General features: G+C 39.1%; 28 protein-coding genes. 3 read left to right on the top strand and 25 right to left on the bottom strand.

What is annotated here, in order from left to right; genetic code table 11:
* Nucleotides 1–744: recombinase family protein (locus ABUA34_RS06465; protein ID WP_349823035.1), on the bottom strand; the 744-nt coding region annotated here is incomplete at its 3' end.
* Nucleotides 745–895: 151 nt separating this feature from the next.
* Nucleotides 896–1,105 carry a hypothetical protein gene (locus ABUA34_RS06460; RefSeq protein ID WP_156329422.1) on the bottom strand — a complete coding sequence of 70 codons (210 nt, stop codon included), beginning with the start codon at nucleotides 1,103–1,105 and terminating at the stop codon, nucleotides 896–898.
* A 231-nt stretch (nucleotides 1,106–1,336) separates the two neighbouring features.
* On the opposite strand from ABUA34_RS06460, the gene ABUA34_RS06455 reads away from it, so the two are divergent.
* The 3 genes from ABUA34_RS06455 to ABUA34_RS06445 all read left to right on the top strand — a co-directional run bounded on the left by ABUA34_RS06455 (nucleotide 1,337) and on the right by ABUA34_RS06445 (nucleotide 4,228).
* Nucleotides 1,337–2,209: a hypothetical protein gene (locus ABUA34_RS06455; RefSeq protein WP_022215855.1), complete on the top strand. Its 873-nt coding sequence runs from the start codon at nucleotides 1,337–1,339 to the stop codon at nucleotides 2,207–2,209.
* A gap of 119 nt (nucleotides 2,210–2,328) precedes the next feature.
* Nucleotides 2,329–3,228: a hypothetical protein gene (locus ABUA34_RS06450; RefSeq protein WP_022215856.1), complete on the top strand. Its 900-nt coding sequence runs from the start codon at nucleotides 2,329–2,331 to the stop codon at nucleotides 3,226–3,228.
* Between the two features lie 4 nt (nucleotides 3,229–3,232).
* Complete coding sequence (locus ABUA34_RS06445; protein ID WP_022215857.1) at nucleotides 3,233–4,228, top strand: virulence RhuM family protein; 996 nt, start codon at nucleotides 3,233–3,235, stop codon at nucleotides 4,226–4,228.
* 110 nt (nucleotides 4,229–4,338) lie between these two features.
* Here the strand turns inward: ABUA34_RS06445 and ABUA34_RS06440 are convergent, their stop codons facing one another.
* The 23 genes from ABUA34_RS06440 to ABUA34_RS06330 form a co-directional block, all read right to left on the bottom strand.
* On the bottom strand, nucleotides 4,339–4,752 hold the full coding sequence (locus ABUA34_RS06440; RefSeq protein WP_022215858.1) for a hypothetical protein: 414 nt from the start codon (nucleotides 4,750–4,752) through the stop codon (nucleotides 4,339–4,341).
* Nucleotides 4,753–4,877: 125 nt separating this feature from the next.
* Nucleotides 4,878–5,276: a hypothetical protein gene (locus ABUA34_RS06435; protein ID WP_022215859.1), complete on the bottom strand. Its 399-nt coding sequence runs from the start codon at nucleotides 5,274–5,276 to the stop codon at nucleotides 4,878–4,880.
* A 69-nt stretch (nucleotides 5,277–5,345) separates the two neighbouring features.
* Nucleotides 5,346–5,531 carry a hypothetical protein gene (locus ABUA34_RS06430; RefSeq protein ID WP_156329424.1) on the bottom strand — a complete coding sequence of 62 codons (186 nt, stop codon included), beginning with the start codon at nucleotides 5,529–5,531 and terminating at the stop codon, nucleotides 5,346–5,348.
* 47 nt (nucleotides 5,532–5,578) lie between these two features.
* Nucleotides 5,579–6,109, bottom strand: a complete 531-nt coding sequence (locus ABUA34_RS06425; protein ID WP_022215861.1) for a CbrC family protein — start codon at nucleotides 6,107–6,109, stop codon at nucleotides 5,579–5,581.
* A 25-nt stretch (nucleotides 6,110–6,134) separates the two neighbouring features.
* On the bottom strand, nucleotides 6,135–6,875 hold the full coding sequence (locus ABUA34_RS06420) for a hypothetical protein (protein WP_172676634.1): 741 nt from the start codon (nucleotides 6,873–6,875) through the stop codon (nucleotides 6,135–6,137).
* A 185-nt stretch (nucleotides 6,876–7,060) separates the two neighbouring features.
* Nucleotides 7,061–7,687 carry a hypothetical protein gene (locus ABUA34_RS06415; RefSeq protein ID WP_022215863.1) on the bottom strand — a complete coding sequence of 209 codons (627 nt, stop codon included), beginning with the start codon at nucleotides 7,685–7,687 and terminating at the stop codon, nucleotides 7,061–7,063.
* A 186-nt stretch (nucleotides 7,688–7,873) separates the two neighbouring features.
* The gene (locus ABUA34_RS06410; RefSeq protein ID WP_022215864.1) at nucleotides 7,874–8,728 is read right to left on the bottom strand and encodes a DUF2262 domain-containing protein; all 855 of its coding nucleotides are present in this window, start codon (nucleotides 8,726–8,728) and stop codon (nucleotides 7,874–7,876) included.
* A gap of 24 nt (nucleotides 8,729–8,752) precedes the next feature.
* Entirely contained in the window at nucleotides 8,753–9,343 is a 591-nt protein-coding gene (locus tag ABUA34_RS06405) for a hypothetical protein (protein ID WP_172674904.1), read from the bottom strand.
* A 33-nt stretch (nucleotides 9,344–9,376) separates the two neighbouring features.
* Entirely contained in the window at nucleotides 9,377–10,399 is a 1,023-nt protein-coding gene (locus ABUA34_RS06400; RefSeq protein ID WP_021938297.1) for a hypothetical protein, read from the bottom strand.
* Between the two features lie 221 nt (nucleotides 10,400–10,620).
* On the bottom strand, nucleotides 10,621–10,959 hold the full coding sequence (locus ABUA34_RS06395; protein ID WP_022215866.1) for a DUF6572 domain-containing protein: 339 nt from the start codon (nucleotides 10,957–10,959) through the stop codon (nucleotides 10,621–10,623).
* 39 nt (nucleotides 10,960–10,998) lie between these two features.
* Nucleotides 10,999–11,619 carry a hypothetical protein gene (locus ABUA34_RS06390; protein ID WP_022215867.1) on the bottom strand — a complete coding sequence of 207 codons (621 nt, stop codon included), beginning with the start codon at nucleotides 11,617–11,619 and terminating at the stop codon, nucleotides 10,999–11,001.
* Between the two features lie 143 nt (nucleotides 11,620–11,762).
* Nucleotides 11,763–12,146 carry a hypothetical protein gene (locus tag ABUA34_RS06385; RefSeq protein ID WP_055145172.1) on the bottom strand — a complete coding sequence of 128 codons (384 nt, stop codon included), beginning with the start codon at nucleotides 12,144–12,146 and terminating at the stop codon, nucleotides 11,763–11,765.
* A gap of 504 nt (nucleotides 12,147–12,650) precedes the next feature.
* The gene (locus ABUA34_RS06380; RefSeq protein ID WP_022215869.1) at nucleotides 12,651–13,037 is read right to left on the bottom strand and encodes a DUF6572 domain-containing protein; all 387 of its coding nucleotides are present in this window, start codon (nucleotides 13,035–13,037) and stop codon (nucleotides 12,651–12,653) included.
* A gap of 185 nt (nucleotides 13,038–13,222) precedes the next feature.
* Entirely contained in the window at nucleotides 13,223–13,717 is a 495-nt protein-coding gene (locus ABUA34_RS06375) for a hypothetical protein (RefSeq protein ID WP_055145163.1), read from the bottom strand.
* Between the two features lie 102 nt (nucleotides 13,718–13,819).
* Entirely contained in the window at nucleotides 13,820–14,479 is a 660-nt protein-coding gene (locus ABUA34_RS06370) for a suppressor of fused domain protein (protein ID WP_349823688.1), read from the bottom strand.
* A gap of 162 nt (nucleotides 14,480–14,641) precedes the next feature.
* Entirely contained in the window at nucleotides 14,642–16,132 is a 1,491-nt protein-coding gene (locus ABUA34_RS06365) for a relaxase/mobilization nuclease domain-containing protein (RefSeq protein WP_349823033.1), read from the bottom strand.
* Nucleotides 16,132–16,524, bottom strand: coding sequence for a plasmid mobilization protein (locus ABUA34_RS06360; protein ID WP_055145155.1), 393 nt, complete (start codon nucleotides 16,522–16,524; stop codon nucleotides 16,132–16,134). The genes ABUA34_RS06365 and ABUA34_RS06360 overlap by 1 nt, the downstream gene beginning before the upstream one ends.
* Before the next feature lie 770 nt (nucleotides 16,525–17,294).
* Nucleotides 17,295–17,837, bottom strand: a complete 543-nt coding sequence (locus ABUA34_RS06355; protein WP_055271929.1) for a hypothetical protein — start codon at nucleotides 17,835–17,837, stop codon at nucleotides 17,295–17,297.
* 9 nt (nucleotides 17,838–17,846) lie between these two features.
* A complete protein-coding gene (locus ABUA34_RS06350; protein ID WP_055145149.1) occupies nucleotides 17,847–18,860 on the bottom strand; it encodes a ParM/StbA family protein in 1,014 nt (337 codons plus the stop codon).
* Nucleotides 18,832–19,224, bottom strand: a complete 393-nt coding sequence (locus tag ABUA34_RS06345) for a TnpV protein (protein WP_022216209.1) — start codon at nucleotides 19,222–19,224, stop codon at nucleotides 18,832–18,834. Before ABUA34_RS06345 ends, ABUA34_RS06350 begins: the two co-directional genes overlap by 29 nt.
* 12 nt (nucleotides 19,225–19,236) lie before the next feature.
* Nucleotides 19,237–20,217, bottom strand: a complete 981-nt coding sequence (locus tag ABUA34_RS06340; protein WP_055145747.1) for a ParB/RepB/Spo0J family partition protein — start codon at nucleotides 20,215–20,217, stop codon at nucleotides 19,237–19,239.
* A 340-nt stretch (nucleotides 20,218–20,557) separates the two neighbouring features.
* Nucleotides 20,558–22,081: a 23S rRNA (uracil(1939)-C(5))-methyltransferase RlmD gene (rlmD, locus tag ABUA34_RS06335; protein ID WP_349823032.1), complete on the bottom strand. Its 1,524-nt coding sequence runs from the start codon at nucleotides 22,079–22,081 to the stop codon at nucleotides 20,558–20,560.
* Nucleotides 22,082–22,108: 27 nt separating this feature from the next.
* Nucleotides 22,109–22,678 (bottom strand): 3'-5' exoribonuclease YhaM family protein (locus tag ABUA34_RS06330; RefSeq protein ID WP_349823031.1); only part of this gene is annotated, 570 nt, incomplete at its 5' end.

Below are 22,678 nucleotides of genomic sequence, written 5' to 3'. Positions count from 1 at the left end.
CACACCACTGTCCGTCCATTTTGCCACACCTTTTTTATTGAGTTTCCCCAGTGCCTCCAGACGCTTTGCTATGGTATAAGTTCCATATCCTTGCAAATACAGTTCAAAAATCAATCGCACGGTTTCTGCCTCTGCTTCATTAACTGTAATTGTCTTATCCTCCGGATGATAATCATAACCAAGACAACCGTTAAAGCCCATCAGTTCTCCACGCTTCATCTTCATCTTAATGCCCAGCTTCACATTTTTTGATGTGGATTCCACTTCATTCTGAGCCAGCGTTCCCATAAGTGTAAGCATCATTTCTCCCTGTTCCGTCAAGGTATTGATATTCTCTTTTTCAAAAATCACTGCAATACCTCTTTCCTTTAAAAGGCGCACATACTGCAGGATATCAACCGTATTTCTGGAAAATCGTGATACTGATTTTGTCATAATCACATCAATCTTTCCATCCATACAATCCTGTATCATCCTCTGGAACTGCTCACGCTTGTCCACCTTTGTTCCAGTAATGGCTTCATCTGCATAAATACCCACCATAACCCAGTCCCGGTTTTCTGATATCTTGTCCTGATAATACTGCTTTTGGGACTGGAAACTCTCAAGCTGCTCGTCACCATCCGTACTTACACGGACATATGCCGCAACTCTCTGTCTTGTAATAACAAGTGGTTTACCCTCATAATCTCTCTTGCGGAGTATAGGACCCTCCACCGCCTTGATAACTTCTACTTCTGCCATAAAAATCCTCCTTCTTAAACCCGTGCTTGGTTTATCCTTCATACCAAGCATACTAAAAAATGAAAATATGAACGAACATACAAAAGGAGCCTGCATATACATTTTCATGCATATACAGACTCCGCCATCTCCCCAATACTGATTATGGTTGCTAAGCAACCTTATTTCCTGCATTGGATTTGAAATATTCCGACTCCAGAATATGATACGAACTCATAATCTTATTCTTTGCCAGAATATATTCATTCTCTGAAATCAATCCAAGACGAACCAGTTTTCTAATCACTGCCATCTTCTTGCTGAATTCCAGACATTTCTTTGCATCTAACTGACACCATTCCATAGCAAAACCTCCCTTCATAATTCCTACTGTTTCGTTCCAAGTCTGCACGCATGCTCCAAAATTCTTATAAAAAGTCGTAGAACATATGTTTGTTTTATGTTATAATTCTTCTATAAGAATCAGCTAGCACACAAAGTAATCTTTTTAATTTCAAAAAGATTACCCTTTCACTAATAGGAGAAACAGAAGTGGTTTTGCGGAAGTGTTTTTGAAACTTTTTGAAAATAATGCAATGAGGAATGATATAAATTGAAACCAGACTACGAAGAATCAATAGAAAATGAAGACAATATAGCCTCTGATGAGCTCCTGTATATGGAAGAAATGGAACAGGCACGAATCATTGAGCAGGCTGCACTTGCAGAAATAGAATTAGAAATGGCTGCTTACCCTGAACCGGATGCTGATGTACCGGAGGAAGAAGCTACAGAAGCAGCCTCACGCACAATGTTAAAACGGGAGCTTCGTGCACAGGCTCTTTTAAGACTGGAAGATGGTGCGAGAACCGAAGAAGATTTTAAGGAAGTCATAAAGCAGTGGGATCACTTAGATGATAACCGGGAACGAAAGGAACGCTATCACGAAATAGGCAGGGAAATGAACCGGTTAACAGAGGATGCTCCAAAGAATCCGGTGGTAATCCCCTATCCAATCCACCACACCTACTGGCGGCAGATGATGAAAGGTGATTTTCTGGATGTAATATTTGACTGCCCCTTTGAAATGCATGAATTTCTTACGGATGAGGATTATTCCAAGATTATTTATGACTTGAAAGACAGTTACAAAGAGCTTATCTATTATCTGTATATTCGAGATTACAGCACTCTTTATGTTGGAAATCTGTTGGGACAGACTGACCGTAATATCAGAGGTGTGCGAAATACCATCTTAGGTCAGATAACCAAAAAGGTAATTGCGGTGCTTTTAGAACGACAAGAATTTGATATCCCTCTATGGACAACAGAACAGGAATTTATGGAAAAGTACAAAGAGAAAATACCTGACATACAAAGAAAAGCTAAAAAAGAAAAGGAAAAGATTATCCGTGAAATCGGTGTGCTGGCAAGAAAGGTATTAAAGCAGTACCAGAAAAGCATAACAAATCAGACCAACTGCTAATCTATTATAAGAAAAGCCACAGAATAGAAATAAAGTAATTACATTTCCCTTTATCTGTGCTATGATAGTAATAGTTTTGAATTTTATTCAATTACTTTTATATAGAAACGAGGAAGTATATGATGAATTTATTTGCAAACTCCAGTTCCAACTGGGTAAAATATGATAAATACGAATGGAAAAAGGCAGACAATGGAACTCTCTATATCACTCCCACAGAGGATGCAAAGCCATCCCTTTACAATCCGGTTAAAGAATATCAGGATATGGTTCTGGCTGCCATTAACATAGGCACTCTTGCCATGAAGGAAGAACCGAAAGAATCCCTTCAGGCTTCTATTATTGATTTTGCCTGCAATTATGGTTTGCTCGGACTTATGACCGCATTACCTACCACACCGGAGTTTATTACATATGAAGCAGTATATTTACCAAAGAACCATTTTATCAGGGAAGAAAGTCTTAGCACAGAAAAGTACCTGTCCTACTTTTTTCCTTTTGATAATATTGATTTTGTAAAGCATGGTGTTGAATCTTCATGGAGTACTGACAGTTCGGAAATGATTGCATTGATTATGGCGATGAAGAACAAACCGCAGGCAGTTCTTATGAGCTTTCAGAAAGAATATGCAGAACGCTATGACTGGCTTGTGACAGTATTCAGAGATTGGGCATTTACCTTTTTCTCAAGTTTTCTGTATTATCAGGATTATGACCGGTTAGATGAAAACGAAAGAAATCTGTACCGACAGGGAATGGCTGTATTTGGCGGTATTGCACCAACTTATCACATAGAACTGCTGGACAAACCTACTATTGTGTGGGAATTCCACTCATTACTGCTTGGTATCCAAATGATGTTTTCATTTATGCTTACCGATGATAACTCTACTCTGAAAGTATGCAAGCACTGTGGCAGTGCCTTTGTAGCAACCAGAAGCAATATGGAATTCTGCTCTCCTCAATGCAAGAACCAGTACAATGTGTATAAGAGCAGGGCGAAGAAAAAGGAGTATTAAGTCTATGAATAACTCAAATATCATTATGTACACAACCGAAGACGGACTGACCAAGATAGAGACAACTTTTGAAGATGATACAGTATGGCTGTCACTTGACCAGATGGCTGAATTGTTTCAGCGTGATAAATCAACCATATCCCGCCACATCAAAAAAATCTTTGAAGAAGGGGAATTACAGCGAAATTCAGTTGTTGCAAATTTTGCAACAACTGCCGCAGACGGTAAAATCTACAATGTAGATCACTATAACCTTGATGTCATCATCTCCGTTGGATACCGTGTAAAATCCCATCGTGGTACACAGTTTCGTATCTGGGCTATGGGAATTTTAAAGGAATATATGAAAAAAGGATTTGCTCTGGATGATGATCGCTTAAAACGATTGGGTGGCGGCAATTACTTTGATGAACTGCTTGCCCGTATCAGAGACATCCGTTCTTCTGAAAAAGTATTTTGGAGAAAAGTGTTAGAAATCTATGCGACCAGTATCGATTATGATCCTCATGCTGAAGCCTCTGTCCAATTTTTCAAGCAAGTTCAGAACAAAATGCACTGGGCAGCCCACAAACACACCGCTGCTGAAGTAATCTATCAGCGTGCTGATGCAGAAAAGGAAAATATGGGACTTACTTCATGGAGTGGTGATACCATACATCGTTCTGATGTGGAAGTTGCCAAAAACTATCTCTCGGAAGCAGAACTGGATGCCCTAAACAAAATCGTTACTGCGTACCTTGACATTGCCGAAGTCCATGCCCTTAATCAGGAGCCTATGTATATGAAGGACTGGCTGGAAACCATTGACGATTACTTGAAAATGACCAGAAGGGATATACTTACCACCAGCGGTCATGTCAGCCATAAACAGGCTATCGAAAAGGCTCATGCTGAATATGATAAATATAAAAACCGACTGGAGGATAGCCTTTCTCCGGTGGAGAGAGATTTTATTAAAAACATTGGAACCTTGGAAATGATTGCGGATTCGCAATCATAATTCGAAAGGTGGATTGCCCCACACTCATTTTAGGGCAATCCATCTCATTTCTCTGTATCCTTTCAATTTTCCACGATTTATCAACCTCAAATAAATGCGTGCTTATTTAATCATACTTTAAACGAATCTATCCACTTCTGGGCTTCTATTCCTGGATCATAATCTTCAAGTGCACTCAATTCTTCCCCATATCTATAATTTGAATCAAATGCACCGGAAGCAACATTATATACATACCTAAATTCTTGAGGCATAGGCATATCGTATTCTTTACATATATCTTCAAGTTCAGGTATAATTTCATCCTCTATCACATCAAATATCTCTAATATATCTTTATCCGATATACCCGCTTCAAGATTACCAAGTATTGAGCCTTTTACTCCGAAGGCACATGTTTCCATTGCTGACCATTCATCCGATTGAATGAAAACATATATTGTATCTACATTATCACCTATAACCTCTAAAAACATTGATATTATTTCTGATTGTTTTTCTGTAAATGCATCTTCAAAAATCATAATTGCCCCTTCAGCAAATTTAGAATTTCAGCTTTCCCTTACCAAGTAAGACAAAGTCTGTTCCCTTTGTCATCATATTCTGTATTCCAATAATGCGGAGCATTCACTTTCGTATAAATTAAAGCCTACTCCCATATTATTTTTGTCCTGCCTATACTTTTTTCCGGTGCAAAATAGAATTTTACAAAATCGCCTTCCTTTACGTTGTGTTCTTCCTGTTCTGATTTTGTTATTGCTACATCTGCAATTGTAATTTTATTATATTCATTATTTTGCAGTACCTCGTTAAACCATAATAGCCTTATGTCTATTTTATTTCCTTTATCCTTCATTTTCGCTACCATTGCTTTTTGTACCCATGCATTTTTCTCAACAAAATTCACTTCTGTTGACATTAAAATATTTCTCTGCTCCTCTGTTAATTTAGAAACCATATCTATGCGTTCTTTACTGTCTTTTCCTGCCACTATAAAAACTACGGCAATAAAAATAACTACTACAACTGCTACAATTAAGTATGGCATAAAACATTCCTCCTGCTTAATTCCATTTCCAAGCTTTAATAACCTGAATAAAGGAAATTTCATTTTCCCTTATTTTAACACATCAATTACAGATATTCTATCCTCAAAACTTGTAAATTTTATCTTTTCATAAAATTCTGCTTCATCGAATCCGAACAAATTCTCTGAATTCTCATATTCTTCATCCGTCGGTTCTATGATGAATGCAGGAGTCAATGACACCCCTTTTAGGAATTCATCTTTTATTCTAAGCATAGTCACGCACCCTTTTTTGTCATTCTTACCTAACTCCATTGCTTCCCTTAATCACAATCAACATTCAATCTAAATTTTCCACAATGAATACATCTGAACAAATATCCAGCCAGGGAACCGCCCTTTTCTAACATTTCATTATCAAAGTCCATTCCCTCTACTTTTTTGTATTCTTCAATAATACTTACTAAATTCATCTCTTTTAATTCCGCATATCCTACATCACCTAAATACTCACAATAGTCATCGCAACATGCCAACCAATATTCGCCTTGCCAAGAACAATATCCCGGTGTTCGCCTAAACAATTCAGTCCTTTTCTCCTCATCTGATATTTCCTCTGCGTATTGGATAAATTCACCATCATACTTTTCTGCTGCCTTACCATTTGCCACACATTCCATGCAAATACAATCCACTTCTCCACTGCAGTACATAGTTGACACATACACATCTGTTTTGTTGCCACAACACTGGCATACATTATTATCGAACTGAACTGCATCTAAAACTTTTTCTTTATCGTAAACATTAGGATGATATTTAAATTTGGGTAATTTCAAAGAATTATCATTCATTTTTGTATCCTCTTCATCTTCACAACTACATCAACTCCGGACAGTTCTCTACATACTCAGAAAACAGACCCCCACCAATCTCATAATCTCTTAATGCAACTTCCTTGCTACTCATAACCTCAGGGTTCAGTTCGTCAGGCAGAATACAAAGCAGACATTCTTCATCCGACATCGGTAAGTCATATTTGGAAATGCCGTACTTTTCATTAAAAACCCTGCCATTTACCACATAAATTTTCAGATGCTCATTCATAAGCAAGCGCTTCTGATTTAATGTTTCACTATAAAATCGGTTATATAAAAAATCAAGCATCTCGTCACTTGGCTTTGAAAAGTAGCAAAGTGCAGTCTGGGAATTGAGCAAATCAAGAAATGCTATATCCTTCACATAAATAAGCTCACACCGTTTTGCACCATCTGGTACTTTGTAAAATGTGCGCTTTACGTGGTTTTTCCACAGACAGTAAATCCAGACATCGACATAAAACAATAAAAATGCCAAAAAAGGTAAACCGAAGTATGTCAGGACACACGTACCACCAATAAACAAAACGATCATAGTTATAATAACAGCCACACCTTTTGCCGAGCCATATATATGTATATACCATTCTTCGATGTATTTGTACCGATAGGATTCTTCTATCTCTGCAGGGTCTTTCATTTTTTTCCTGCATTTAATTACAAAAGGCGACAGAGTTATAATCGCAAAGGCAAGCATTGCCGAAAGTACAATAAATGCATAGCTTACCTGCTCATTTTCCAAATTAAACCAAACATACAGACAATCAACCGCCAATATGAAAAAACCAATGTATTGCCAAAATAAATACGGATGCTTTTTTATGAATTTCATTCTATACTTAAATTCCCTTTCCACTCCAATATACCTATTACAACTTATCCCACACCCAATCGGGTGCTGAATAATGAATATTCAAATTGATAGATTTAACCCCCTGTAACTATGTCGTCCAAATATCTTCCAAACACCATATGCTCATACGAAAACTGCTCCGTATTTTCTGCATTGATATTCAGATCGCCCATAGCGATACATAAAATCTGCGTATCATCATTTACTTTGCAGGCAAATCGCTGATTCCACAGCTTTCCTGTAAGGTAATACAGTTTAAGTTTGCCTTCCGGCAATGCATTCATGCCGATTAACCAGTTGTACAGAATATTGAAAAATTCTTCATCCGGAATAGCTTCCATTCCAATAGTAAGTGCAGATTCCTCGTACAGTTGATTCAGAATCTCTACCTGTTTAACATCTATCTTTTCTATATTTTCCGCTCCCACAGGCACCGAATACAGCAGCTTCATAATACGTTTTTTCCTTAGCAAAGCATATGTAACAGCTGCTCCAAAGCATAAAAAAATTACAAGGAGCATGATAACTCCTGCTTTTACGTTCGCTCCCATCAAGCCAAATGCAGCTATAGTCAAAATGAGACACAAAAAAAATATTGTTCCAAATATCACATCAAAACGTTTCTGATTTTTGTTGTTTCTGTTTCTTGTGTTATAGGCTCTAAACAGGGCTTCTTTTATACTCTTGTTAATTGTGTTCATAATCTCACTTACCTCCTTCCTATCATTATTCTGTTCAAAAAAACTCACCAATTCTTACACAAATAAACGGATTTCCATACCATTTGGACATTTCTGTGCTTCAAAAAAGCAATCTATACTTTTGCGAATTTCCTGTGCAAGTTATTTTCTAAAGCCGATTGTTGTACAGATTGCCAAGGCTGTTATCTATCTCATATCCGCACACACCATTTTGCCCTTAGAATCCACATCTACATCAATCTCATGTCCGCCAAATACATAGCCATCATCATATCCTATAGTATAGGAACCATTTTGATTCACAAAGATGTATTTCATGCGTTCTTTTAATGCGTTTGCAAATTCTTCCGGTGTAGAAAAATGAATTTCACATTCATCTTCATAGTCTTCCAAGCACTCCAAAGCAGCGTCATACAATGCTTCATCAGCTGCAATATATTCTCTAAATGCTTCATCTCTTGACACAATATGCTCCACAAAATCTCTTGCAACAGCCAAAGGCTTTTTCCAGGTTGCTTTACTGCTCCACTCTACCTCAATATAAATCGTAATATCATTACCTAAAAAATGATACGTTCCTTCAAACAGCCCTTCTGATTTCTCTAACACCAATTTCCCCAAAACATCATCTTCTAAAACAATCGGTGCCAGATATTTTTCCTGCTTTTTATCAAGCTTTGTTCCGGATACATTTTCTTCTAATACCTCTTTTACATACAAAAATGCAAGTTCCCCAAAGGTACTATACTGTAATCTTCCCAAAACCTTATAAATCACACCATCTTTAAATCTGTTAAAATATTCGCTGTTTTCATTCTGTGCCTCATACTCCTGATTTGATATAGGCCATGTCATAATCTTTATCTTCTTTACCACACAATCAGCATTTATATCATATATTGCAACAGCAGAACATGTAATAATATGATACTTTTCATTCTTGCTCAAACGTGAAGAACCACCGTTTCCAGCAAGGACATAATACAAGCTCTCCTCGCCATCAAATTTATTATCTTTCTGATAGATTCCATTCATATCCATACACATTCCTCCTACTTAATTCCCTTACCAAGCAAGGCAAAGTCTATTCTCTTTGTCATCATATTCTGCATTCCAATAATGCGGGTCATTTACTTCCATATAAGTTATACCCGGGATATCCGTCCTAACCTTCGTCTTTAGTGTCTTATTTAGAAAAATAAATGTTGTTTCATCACTATCACTGAAACGACCTCTATAGGTTTCACGTATTGTATTTCCAGCCTCAAGCTCTGCCAGCAAAATATCATATAGTTTACTATGAGATTTTTTAAATCTCCGGATATTATTCCATTCATAAAGAAGCTTCTTAAGATCTTCGGTACTTACGCAAAGAGGCTCGTAATCGTCAACCAAATAACATGTTATAACGGTAATTTCCTTTTCTATGTCCGCAGAAAAAACATTTCCAGCCGTATTATATATTTCAGCTTCACCGTCAATCACTATGTCTACACTTCTTTCCATCAAATCCGGAAAATCAATAAGACAGCCAAGCAGTGCTTCATACTCATTCGAAAGAGCAGGGCGAATTATTTTGTTTCCATCATCAAAGGTTTGCACATCATATGTATGTTGAATCAATTTCTTCTTTCTCCTATCACATTTCTTTGGCACAGGCTCAATATATAAACTTCAAAATGTCACGTGCTACATACTTTCTTTAATTTCTCCATACCAGCTCATCAATTCTGACACAGGGGATATTCCACTTTTGGTATAGTCATCATAACGATAGGACGCATCAAATTTATGAGTTGCAACATCAAACTCCAGCTTATATTCATTCGGACATTTTTGTTGGTACATATCACACAACTCAACTAGCTTACTAATATCTTTTGTTCCAATTGATAAAAATTCATCAGAGGCTTCATCATCAGCAAAATTACCGGCAGGTATGACCCTATCTCCTTTGACAAAAATAGCATTGAACATTTTCTGTGATGCATCCTGATAAATATAGATATATATTTTATCAACGCATCCGCCCGTATATTCCATACACAGAGAAACAAATTCTGACTGTAAATCAGTGAACGCATCTTCAAAAACCATATCAACATCTCCTTCATTAGCCGCAAAGCCTGTACATCTTATCTTTTCATTAAATTCTGCTTCATCGAATCTGAACAAATTCTCTGAAATCTCATATTCTTCATCCATCGGTTCTATGATGAATGCAGGAGTCAATGAGACTCCTTTTAGGAATTTTTCATATACCATTCTGTTATCCAAATCAAGATGTTCAGATTGTAAAAAATCATTTATAAGCTCCGATGTATTCGAACCGTATTCATCTCTCTGGTAATCTTCTATAAACTCCTCAAAACCATCAAATACTTTTTTCGTAATTGGAATATATTTGTACCATAATAGTATATTTATAAAATCATCTACAGAAGCTGCGATATATCCGGCTCCACCTTCCGAATCAATCATGGAAACATATTGATTATCCACCAATACACATACTCCACCATCACCATCACTGGCAAATGGAATAAGTTCATAATTCTGTTTACAGCCACCCTCCATTAGAGATTCCAAGTCATCCTGTAATTCGTTAGGTTTCCATATTTCCAATCCACATTTCCAATATATTTCATCCTTAAGCTCGGTGCTATTATTTATCCTGTCCAAGTAGTAAAATAGTTTTTCTTTCTGTGTCATTTTTCAATCCTCCTTTTCTGCTGCAAAATCTACTGCTTAAATGCGAAAGTTTCTTATTTTTTAGACTTCAAATGAGCAGAGTACAACATATCCAAAAACAAAGAAAATGAATCCGCAATCTAAATTATAGCAAATCCGATGCTATATATTTTGAATCGCAAAGCTTTCTCCTATTCCATCCTTTTGCGTATTTCCCTTGCATTTTCCATATCCTGAACCAATTAATATAAGCCATTTTTCATGGGAATAGACAGCCTCTTGGAAATCCGGATACCTCGCATAATCGTCTCTTTTATTTTGTTGAGAATAAACTCAACCTCTTCAGTAGGCTTGTGACAAAAAATAACTTTTATATTTGGAGTCTTGCCACTTCCACCGAAGTCTTCGTATATCTGCCCCGATGCAATATAGTCTAAATAATCGTTTACTTTGTCCTGAAGAACCTCTAAGTGCGCTTTTAATATCTCTGAATCCCATGGAATGTGATCACTAATGCATACTGTAACTTTGTCATCGTCTTCATGACCAAAATCTACAACATTTCTATCCAATACAGACATCTTTATCAACCACCACCTACTTTTTTATTGCCAACCTATTCATTGAAGGTAAATATCATTATCCACAATATACTTCAAATTACACCGATTTAGCATCCACGTCTTATTCCTTGCTCCATTTTGATATTGAACAATCTGCTCTTTTACCTCATCTGACAGTCCAACATATATTTGATGTGCTTTATCCTTAATTGCTTCCTGTCCTAAATGTTCTGCTATAAAATCAAGATGTACATCATACTTTTCAAACCCTTCAAAGAAGAGATATTGTACAGCCGAATGATAATTATTTTCAAATCTATGTACTAAGTCCATTGCTGTCTCTTGAAATCGTTTTTCTAATATATTCCTTGTTTCAAGCAACCTGCTTTCCGTTGATATATCATACCAATATCCATTCTCTGGCTGGTAACTCATAGATGCCACAACATTATCGACTGGTAATTTTCCATACGTTTTATAGATAAGTCTCAACTCTGCATTTATCTCGATGCTTTGACCGGATTCATTCCATTTTGAAGAAAAGAAATTAATTTCAAACACAATATCTTTCACGGTCTTCTTTAACACACCACTTTTAAGATACTTGAAACCAGTTATCTCCGACAGCTCCTGAATTAATCTTGTTTTTGCTTCTGCAACATTTAACATATCTTCCATCTTCTTCTCCTTAGTATTTTAACACCAACATTAAGACAGTTCTATTACAACTATCTATAAAATACTCGTATATCAATTCAGACAACGCATCCCTGCCAAGCTTAATAATCCGGCATTCATTTTCTTTCATTTCAACCATCTAGTCACAGTACATTTTCGTCTACATGTTTTTTTAATGCTTCTGAAAAATCCTCTAATAGATTTATCCAGTCGCCATATTCAATGCCGGCAATATGTAAATCTCCCCATGCCCGAATATGACAGTTACATACCATTCTACGTATAAGTTTCTCATCACACACATGCATATGCTCATATTGTTTCAGAAAATCATCTACTTCCTTCCATTGAGCATGATTACTCTCCTTTAACAAATCTCTTATTCGCATTGCCATAGTTTTTAGATTTGATTCCACATTTGCCTCCTCTGAACCTAACCATTCTCCGTAAAACCATATATATGATTTTTCATACCAATCTTCATCATGAAGCTCTTCCATATATCCTATCTCTGGTAACTTTGTCACGATTGCATTATCCTTCAAATAGTAATATTCACTTTTATCTGCCAGATCCAGGTATTTTTTCAAGTTCGACTAATACATTAACTAAGATATTATTTTAATCAATTTTTATAAAATATTTTTCATTACTATATTTGTCGTTATCCGATTCGATATACAAAAAAATTTCATCTTCGGATTCCCATTCAACCTTAAAGTATACTGTTTCATTATATCCTGGTTTATTTGTTTCGAAAACCAATGTATCATCTTTAAAAATATATGGACGACTTACATAGTCATATCGTAGAGTTATAGAATAGTTACCACTAGGTGAATATATAACTTCATCTCTACTTGTTTCATATTCAATTTCACTTGTCGTACATCCGGTTAATACAAATAATACTAATATACATAACACAGCGTTTTTTTCACCAGTTCTACCTCCAGTTCTGAGCTATAATTATATTTCGTACGGTCCATATACTATATTCTCATCCCACATCTTAGCAAACACACACTCCCTTAAAAGGATCCTTGTCCATATATTTCGCCTTCTTTAATTTCTCCATTCTCTACTATCATCTCCACATTTTCAAACACGTTCATAAACACATGCTTTGCTTTTTCTAAAAGCCTATGGCACAGCTTCGGTTCCTCAAACAGAAAGCTTACACGCAATTCTATCCTTCTAACATTTGGATACTTTTCCTCATATTGTCCTGAATCTATGTACCAAATATATGTATTGAGTTTCTCCTGCAATAACAATAAATGTCGATTTATATCTGACCAGTCCATTCCATCTGCAAGAAGAAGTATCAAGCTGGAAGTATCCTGTTCATATGCCATGCCATCAATGGTGTCTGTGTTTTCAATATTCAACTTCTCATCGTTATTATCTAACTCCATAGCTTCTCCTATTCCATCCTTTTGCGTATTTCCCTTGCATTATCCTTCAAATAATAATATTCGCTTTCATCCGCCAAATCCAGGTACTTTTCCAGCTCGGTTGAATGAATCATATGCAGTACATGAAGCACCATTATTTTCTGATGCTCATGCCCAAAAGCATCATCCTTATATTTATCTCTCCATCAAAATTCTATTGCGTGCTCTTCTGCTTTGTCCGGATGGATATATGCTAATGACTTTAGTGCCATACGCTGTGTATACTCATCATCAACCTGCAGGAAATCGAAGATTAAAGCTTTTATTTCATCCTTGCCATGATAATCCTTTAGACTCTCTTCAAACTGCCACTTTGCATTTATATATTCAGTAAACAGCACCTTTTCACACAGTAAAGCATACCAATCAGGATATTTTAATAACACCTCTATAATACGACTGCATTCATTATCTCTAGCAATTCCAAACAAGATATCATCAAGCATTTGCTCCGTAGCCTCATCGCAGGATGTATATTCTATTATTTCGAGAATAACCTTATACATATCATCAAATTTATCTAATCCGATTCCCCATTCCCCGTTATCATTTCTTTCGCTCCAGTTGGGATATTTTTTATCTGCTTCTTTGACAAATTGGGCAACTGCTCTATGTAGTTTTCTTTCATAATCAGCAGACATAATGTACCCCTTTCATTTACCGATAACTTTTCATAAATGACCTGCTATTGCACGTTTCATAATGTTCACATCATTTTTACAGCAGATCTATCATATACAAAATTATACCAGGTAAGATTTCTTTCTTCCTAAATCTGTCACAAGGTAAGGATTATCCTTTTTCATGGCATCAACAAGCGGCTTAACTTTAGTCGGATCTGCCTTAAGCATTTCATACTCTTCACTGGTTATACCTACGAATTGTAGGAAATCAACGCGACCATATATTGTATCAATTCCCGGCACCTCTGTATCCTCTACTGCAAGGATGGCTGTAATCAGTGAGTCTGCACCTACTTTTATAGGGGTTCCCATATTTGACATAAAATGTCCGGGCTCAAACCAGCTTTCCTTTGTATAGGTGTATCTTCCAAGATTTCCAAGGAAATTTATCGCCCACATACAATCATCATCATTATCCGCTTTCAGTTTAAAAGTCATCTCGTACCCCCAGCGACTATATTTTCCACCAAAAGCTTCCTCATCAACATAAAGCTCTGTCATGCCAAAGGTTACAATATGCCGGTGTCCATGTGGCGACTTGTAAATTGAATATCCATCAATATATTCCGAACCGCCAAACATTGCTCTTGCCTCAAAATTAGAGCCATAATGATTTGGCTCCTGACCAGGATAACATTTAGCAAATGCTTCCTCAATGGCATCCCATCCAGGTGCATATTCTTCATCCTTAGCCTTCTCTCTGAATTCTTCTATAGTCATTTCTTTTTTCTCCCATACAATCACGAAACTTCAAGTTAAGCATAAATTCTCACACATTCACACTTATTATAACATAACATCTTCTGTTCACAATCTGAAATCTTATCATTTATTCTTTCCCCATAAAGCTCAGGAGCGATTATCTCGCTCCCCTGCTTCTATCTACAGTTCTGACTTCCTCAACCTTATGATAACGCTTGCGGTAATCATACTCTTCCCGAAACTCATCATGAATTTCCATCTTGTATTGAATACTTGCAAGCTTAGCACCCACATAACCCATACGCTCTTTAAATGCTTTAAACTCTGCTTCAAAATCATCCGTAGGTGCCGGAAGGATTCTTCTACACTTATATCATTTATCCCAACCACAGATTCTTCATTCCCCGCAACCACTTCATCAATAACAGGAGTCTCCGTATATGATGAAACAGCCTCTTCTCTCTTAGCCTGCTTTTCCTGCATTGCTTCAAATTCCACTCTGGTCATAATCGGTGTAGAAATCATTTCTGCTGTAGCTGTTTTCCAGTCCACTATTTCCTGACCTTCCAGATATTCCAGATAAGCATTATTCCACTCTTTTCTGTCCATTTCATCCAGATAAAGATTGAATCTACGGCTATTGCGTTCAGCCACACGATTTCTTATGGCTGATATCCCTTCCCTCTTTTTCAGTTCTTCTGCCTGTTTTCGCTTCTTCTCCTGCTCTGACTGAATCAATGCCTCAATCTCTGCTTCCATCTGCTTCATGGCAAGGTCTTTTGCTTCCCTTTCTGCAACAAAACCTCTAATCCTGTCCGCAAGCTCTGCCTTTCCGTACCATTCTCCCAGCTTATTACCTCGGATTCCTTTCTTCATATCCGGCATGGCAAAAGTCACAGTTTTATTCGTAACTCTAATCGTCCAGTGGTAAATTGCACGCAGATACTCTATCAGCTGTTCAAATGAATTTACCGTCGGCAGAATCTTGTCAATGGTATTTCTTATAAGTTCCCGGTCGGAAGTAACTCCCACACCGTCTGATGCATTCTTATCCATAAGGCGTTTTTCCACCCAGTAATTATCCTTATGCTTTCTGGCAAGTAAATCCGCCTGCCCCAATCCCAGACGGATACACTTATCCATTACCCACTTTTTTGCATGATACATCATCTTACCAGTGCTTTTATGCTTACAGCACTGCTTCCACTCGCATGGTTTATCGTGCCATATGCTTTTCCTGCCGGGGAATTTCCGCACGGAATTAATAACCATGTGAATGTGCATATTCCGGCTGTTATTATGACCGTCTGGATGCACTGCAACTACTGCCTGATGCCCCGGAGCAAACTCTGCAAGCCACTTCTTTCCAAACTCCATTGCCTGTTCCATTGTAATATCATCCTCCGGTTCAAAGCTGATAATATAATGATGTGCCTTTACATCATTCACAGAATTGTTCTTTCCATAAAATCTGTTGGTTTCAATACACTCTGCACCAAAACTGTCCACATCACAATTCACGCCATCAATCAGATAGTTTTCACGCTCCATAATCCTGCCCTTTCCATCCAGAATGGGCTTATTAGTATATTCATCAAACTGACAGGTCAGATACTCCACTGCATCAGAATAAAATCTGTTCTTTACTGAAATATGCTTCAATATCGCCATTAGCTCTCACCATCCTTTCCGCTTTTACGCCTGCGTTTTTTACCACAAGCCACATCTTCCAATGCCGGCAGAATCTTAAACTTCAAATCAAGCAGCTCCCTTACGGCTTCCTTTACTTCATAATAAACGCTGCAAAAATCGCCACCACCATTCAAATGCTTTGCTATCTGATTCAGATTCGAGCCAATCTTTCCAAGCTGCATGGAATACTCCCTTAAAAGACCGGTATCTCCATAGCAAGGCAGTTTCCTGCCCAAAGCACATCGTCTCATATATTCTGAAGTGGTAAGCCCGGTTTTTCTCGCTTTTTCCTCAATCAGTTCCTTATCCTCTGCGGAAATACGCATAGACATTAAAGCCATATTCTCTTTCTTTTTATCTGTCTTTCCCATACAAAACCTCCAATCTGACAAAACAAAAAGCAGGCAATTTCTCACCTGCTTCTCATGTCCTAAAACTGTTATATTGTTAATTGCTACTCCTGTAGAAATAATAATGCTGCCGTATACGGCAGATGCTTTTCGCCGTCGCTTTCGCTCCTCCCTCTGGTCTACGCTCACTCCCCTATGGTCGCTCACGGATACACTCGCACGGCTCGTGAATATCTCCTACTGAAATTTCTAGCGGCTCGCAAGCTCACAGTAAACTGTTCGCTGTCGCGGCAGTCGCCAAATGAGAATGCAAGCATTCTCGCTTGGCTCGTTGCCCGCGCATATATCTGCTCGCCGGTTATATAGAAATCTGTCATACACCCGTCTTACAGAAAATCCACCAAACACGCTTTCCATATGAAATCCTGCTACAGCTCTGCGCATCATTTCTAAAAGAAATCCTATTTCCACTGATGCGTGCCGACCTAAGTCGGCACAAGCTCCGGATACGTCGCATAAGGTAGAGCAAGTTCCGCCCTGTATATACACGGGCAGGAACTTGTTGGGGATTTGGCATCCCCAAGCCCCAGCTTCTTTCGCCTTGCGGTCAAAAAAATAAAGCCTGCAAGCAGACTTTATTTTATGCCGAAGGCTTAGCCGGCTCCGTAAGAAACTCATATGACACTTTTTCCCATAGAAAAAGGTCTGTTCTACAAATAAGGCAAATGTGTATTACATCGCACCTTTTTGTAAGACAGTCCGTCATACGCTCTTTTCTTACGCTGTCCGTCTTAATCATCATCCATATCAAACAGATTACCCAGCTTACTCTTCGTGTCATTATCCATACCATTGAAATCATCTGTTTTCAACTCATCATCAGGCACCTGTGTCTCAGTCGTAGATGACACCATGTTGGGAACATTAGTTGACATACCATTCACTGGTACTTTCATACCGATAACAGTAGAATTCATATATCCTCCGGTTAAAGGCTGTGTCCCCTGCATCAAATTCATGGTACCCATATTCATCTGTTGCATCATGGCTCCCATCACTCCTGCAAAGGTATTATTTGCCACATTCTGTGATGTTTCCTGCACAACCTTTGCAAATTCCTCCGCTGCTTTATGAATTGCTTCGTCCATCCACTGGGTAGCTTCCTTTTCTTTGACACCTTTTTCCTCCTGCACCATAGCAGTAATTAATGCCTGCTTGATGAGCTCTGTCTGATTCATATATCCCGGCTGGCTGGATTTTTCTTCCAGCCATGCAAGGATTTTTCTGTCACTTGCACATTTCGGATTTAGCCGAAAGGATATTGAATTTCCCATAGGTACCTCCTATCCCAGATTATCAGCAAGATAACGATAACCAATTGCATTTGCCTTCACATCCGTTACATACTGGATATTTCTACCCTTTGTTCTACCAAAACGCTTCATCACACATGCACCACCGCCCACATACACAATATTCTCATGGGCAAGGTCTACCTTAATCTCACGAAGCTTTGCTTCCACATCGTCAGCATACTGCTGCAATCCCTTTTCAATAAATGGAATAAAATCAGCATTTACATTGGACTGTTTTCCACGGATAACATCAATAATATCATCCTCCGGAATTTCACAGCGAAGTGTAGGTAAGGCATCCTTTTTAATACGCTCAATGGTGGTAATCAGTCCCAGCTCATAGGTGTAAGCGTCCTTATCCATAGGAATTTTATCTCTGACACTAAGCACATCCAGTGTCCAAGAACCCAAATCCACACATCTGAGTCTGTCCATATCTCCCATACGGTTTGCAATAGCCGCATAACACTGGGCATAAATCTTAACCTTATCCATATAAAAAGAATAATGCACTCCCTCAAAGTTAAAAGAAATGCGTTCCTTATGCCATAGATAATCACGAAACTCCTTACGCTCCGCACCAAACAGGGTAAGTGGCACACCTGCATACAGTTCCACATGCTCTGCCTGTGCCTTACCCTGATACTTAAGCTCCTTGGCAATCCCTGCCAAGGTCAGCAAAAAGTAATTCTCATTCTCGGTCTTAGTTGCCTGCTTTCCAAGTCTGCCCTGACCCACAATATACTTCTTACCCTTATATTCCAAAAGTCCGTGATTGGTCAGTGGCGTATATTCTACAGGCACCACCGAAGTTTCCATAAAAGTATGCTCGCCCTTAATGGAACTCCAGCCGTGATCCAGTGCAATCCTAACAGGTGCCTCAAATGTTTCAGTCATAAATAAATTCTCTCTCATAAAATCCTCTCTTTCTCCCGTTCTTCCGGTCTGCAAATAATTGTTGTTCTGTTCCTTGTTAGTGATACTGGTATACAATCTCTCCATAAATAACCTCCTCCGCAAGCTGTTTAGCCTGCTCTCTTAATTTCCACATTTCCATTGTGGAGTTAGTGTCTTTCGGTTTATGTGATGCCAAATACCTATTCATAATTGAATCCAACATCTCATAAACCTGCTCATTTACTTCCTGTGCCTTACGATGAAGCTGCCCCATACGGATATGGTGGCGGTATCGGTCTATATGATTTTCTTTCATATAAGAAATCCAAATCAGACCATATTTTCCCACATCAGTGATTGTGACGGATAAAGTATTATCCGAACACTCACTAATATTGGGATACAAAATGCCATCCACCGTTCTGTATGTTCCGCCCATAGCTTCAAATATAGATAATTCATTGCTCATCTTAACGACCTCCTATCTTACTTTACCCCGGCTGGTACCAATACCCTTTGTTTTATCAAGTTGCTGTTTTTCATGCCATTCCTTTAAAAGCTGTTCAATCAACGCTGTTTTCTGCTTATGTGTATATCCTTCCGGAAAATACTTCTCCACAGCATCTGCACGCAATTTAATCTGTTCTCTCTGGTTTGGCTTTTCCTGCTCTAATATGAGAAACATTACATCCATATCCAGCTCTCCATACTGACTCATTCGCTTTATACGATTAGCCTGAGATAATGACGGTGTGCATTGCTCCATATCCATAACTTCATAAAGTTCATACTGCTGTTCCTCTGTCAGATAGGAAAGTTCCACCGCAATGGTAAAAGCAATCTTTCCATCATCTACCATATCAAGAAGCTTAGGGATGAGATTGGTAAGACGAATATAACGTGATATTTGCCTTTGACTTTCTCCTGTCTGCATTGCCAATGATTGATTACTTCTTATAATTGCATCTTCGACGCTTTTATCTTGCAACAACATCCATTTTCCATCAGCATCATATCCACCAGCCAATGAATGCGTTTGTAATGTAGGATTTTCTAACTTTTCGCCAACTTGGCAAAAAGTTAAATCAGTCCTCGCCCCCTGCCTCTTCATCGCATCAAGCTTCATCTTATAAGCAAATGCCTTTTCACTTGGTTTCAAATGTTCTCTTTGCAGGTTACTGTCTACCATAGCTATAACTGCCTGATTATCATCAAGTTCTCTGATTACCACAGGCATTACATCAAGACCTGCCCATTTACTGGCAGCCTTTCTTCTATGCCCGGCAATCAGCTCATAGCCGCCTTCTGCTCTCGGTCTTGCCAATGCTGGAACAATGACACCCTCTTTTTCAATACTCTGCATCAGCTCAAAAAGTGCCATATCATTTTCTACCTTAAAGGGATGCCCCTCAAAGTCGTGTAAATCCGCAATGGGAACCATCTTTATATCCGTTTCAGCCATTGCATTGTGGTCTTGTTGCGAACAAGAATACAATTCTTCCTTTTTCTTCATAAATTCAATTACCTCCTAAAAAATACTGTTTGCCAGATAATCTCTGTCAAAACAAAACGAGCCGCTTATTTTCAAAATCACTTGAAAATAAGCGGCTCAAACCTCTTTGTTACCTTATTGAATTGTTAGTTATTATTGATGAAATATGAACGATAGATTTTTGTGTTTCCGAACTACACCTTCACAACCACTTGGACATTTACTCCGTTGGAAATTGCCTTTTTCTTCTCTTTTCGGTCACTTTGTGAAAACAGGACATGTCGCTCAAAGTGCCTAAATTCAAGGAGTTTCAGGTATTTTTCCTTTGGAGCAATGTCACGCACTCTACATGCCCGCTGTGACAAAACTGATCAACAACCGCCACCTTTTTCGCCTCATACCCCTTCTCCTGAAGTATTTTCACATCCCTAGCCAGGGTTGCCGGATCGCAGCTCACGTAGACGATACGCTCCGGTGCCATGTGGACCAGAGTGTCCAGAAGTACCTGATCGCAGCCCTTTCGCGGTGGATCCACGACAACAATGTCTGCATGGGAACCGTCGCCGCCTTTTTTGTATATGTCGGGAACGACTTCCTCGGCCTTGCCGACAAAGAACTCGGCATTTGTGATCCCGTTGATCTCGGCATTGTGTCTTGCGTCATCTATAGCCTGGGGAACAATCTCCACTCCGTATACTTTCTTAGCCTTCTGTGCGAGGAACAATGATATGGTTCCTATTCCGCAGTACATATCCCACACAGTCTCGTCGCCTGACAGGTCCGCATACTCCAAAGCCTTGTTGTACAGGACATTTGTCTGGACAGGATTTACCTGATAGAAGGACAATGGTGATATCTGGTATTTGATGTCACCGATATAGTCTGTGATATACGGCTGCCCCCAGAGGGTTATGCACTTATCGCCGAGTATACGGTTCGTATTCTCCATGTTGACGTTCAGGCAGATGGACGTCATGCCGTCTATCTTAACCAGTTCATCTATCAAAATCTCACTGTGCGGAAGCTTGTTGCCATTTGTCACCAGACACACCATGATCTCCTTGGTGGTAAATCCAACTCTGATAAGGATATGTCTGACCAGACCTCTTCCAGTCTCCTCGTCGTAGGTCGATATGTGATTGTCCTCAATGAAGCTTCTGACAATAGCAACTATTTTGTCATTCACTGGCGCACCGATGGCACAGCTCTCTGTGTCTATGATGTCGTGGCTTCTTCCAGCGTAGAATCCGATGACAACATTGCCATTCTTGTCTCTGCCGACAGGGAATTGGGCCTTATTCCTGTAGTGGAATGGATTGTTCATGCCGTAGGCTGGCTTTTCCATAATGGCCTCCACGTTCTCCATCTTGCCGATCCTCTGCAGACAGTTCTTCACCTTGTTCCACTTGTATTCGAGCTGCTGCTCATAGGAAACCTGCTGCATGGTGCATCCGCCGCATCGTTTCGCCTTGTCGCACACCGGCTCCACGCGGTATGGCGATGGTGTGATGAGCTTCATCAATCTTCCGTAGGCTATGTTCTTCTTCACCTTGACGATCTTTACCTCCGCCAGATCGCCCACCACGGCATCCTTGACAAATACAGTCATGCCCTGAACGTGTCCAATGCCCTCTCCGTCATTGCCCATGTCCTCGATGAGCACCTGGTAATCCTCATTCTTGACGAGCGTGACTTCACCAGTATTTGCCGCATCCGTTCCGGATGTTCTAACAACTGAACTGGCATTATTCACTGCCTCCATGGTATTTTTTCTCTGCATACCATTTACTCGTCTATTGTTCTTAGGTCTCCTATTGTTCCTAATATCTGACATATACTATCTCTCTTCCTATTGCCGTTATTAATTATCCGACGTCTTCCTTATATTAGACTGCAATGCTCTGTTGAAGCCCAGCCAGCCATTGTTGTCCTTTGCCGCATCCAGCTCCTGGATAAATGTCTGGATCTTGGCGTCTGTGTTGTCCGCCATGGACAGTGCCAGAGCCTCGATGAGTGCCGGCTTCTTTGGTGAGCCGTACTCAAGCTCCCCGTGGTGAGCCAGTATGCAGTGCTCCAGCTCATTTGCCGCCTTTGCAGGGAAATTGTCTATGGTATTGATCTTATCGCGTATCATCATCGTTCCCATGACTATGTGTCCCAGAAGCTGACCTGCGTCTGTGTAGTCGTTCTCAGGGAACTTGGAGATCTCGTAGACCTTGCCAATGTCGTGGAGAAGTGCCGCTGTGATCAGCAGATCCCTGTTGAGCACCGGATAATATGTGGTGTAGTAGTCACACATCTTGGCAACTGCCAGTGAGTGCTCCAAGAGGCCTCCTATGTATCCATGGTGTATAGATTTTGCCGCTGAATGATTCTTGAATTCCTTGACAAATGCAGGATCCTCGGCGAAGAATTTCTTCAGAAGCACCTT

It is taken from the genome of Coprococcus sp. RTP21428st1_C9_RTP21428_210409, from assembly GCF_040227395.1.
Lineage (GTDB): Bacteria > Bacillota > Clostridia > Lachnospirales > Lachnospiraceae > Coprococcus > Coprococcus aceti.
Note: the sequence above shows the minus strand (reverse complement) of the source record. Positions and strands in the feature narration are given on the sequence as shown.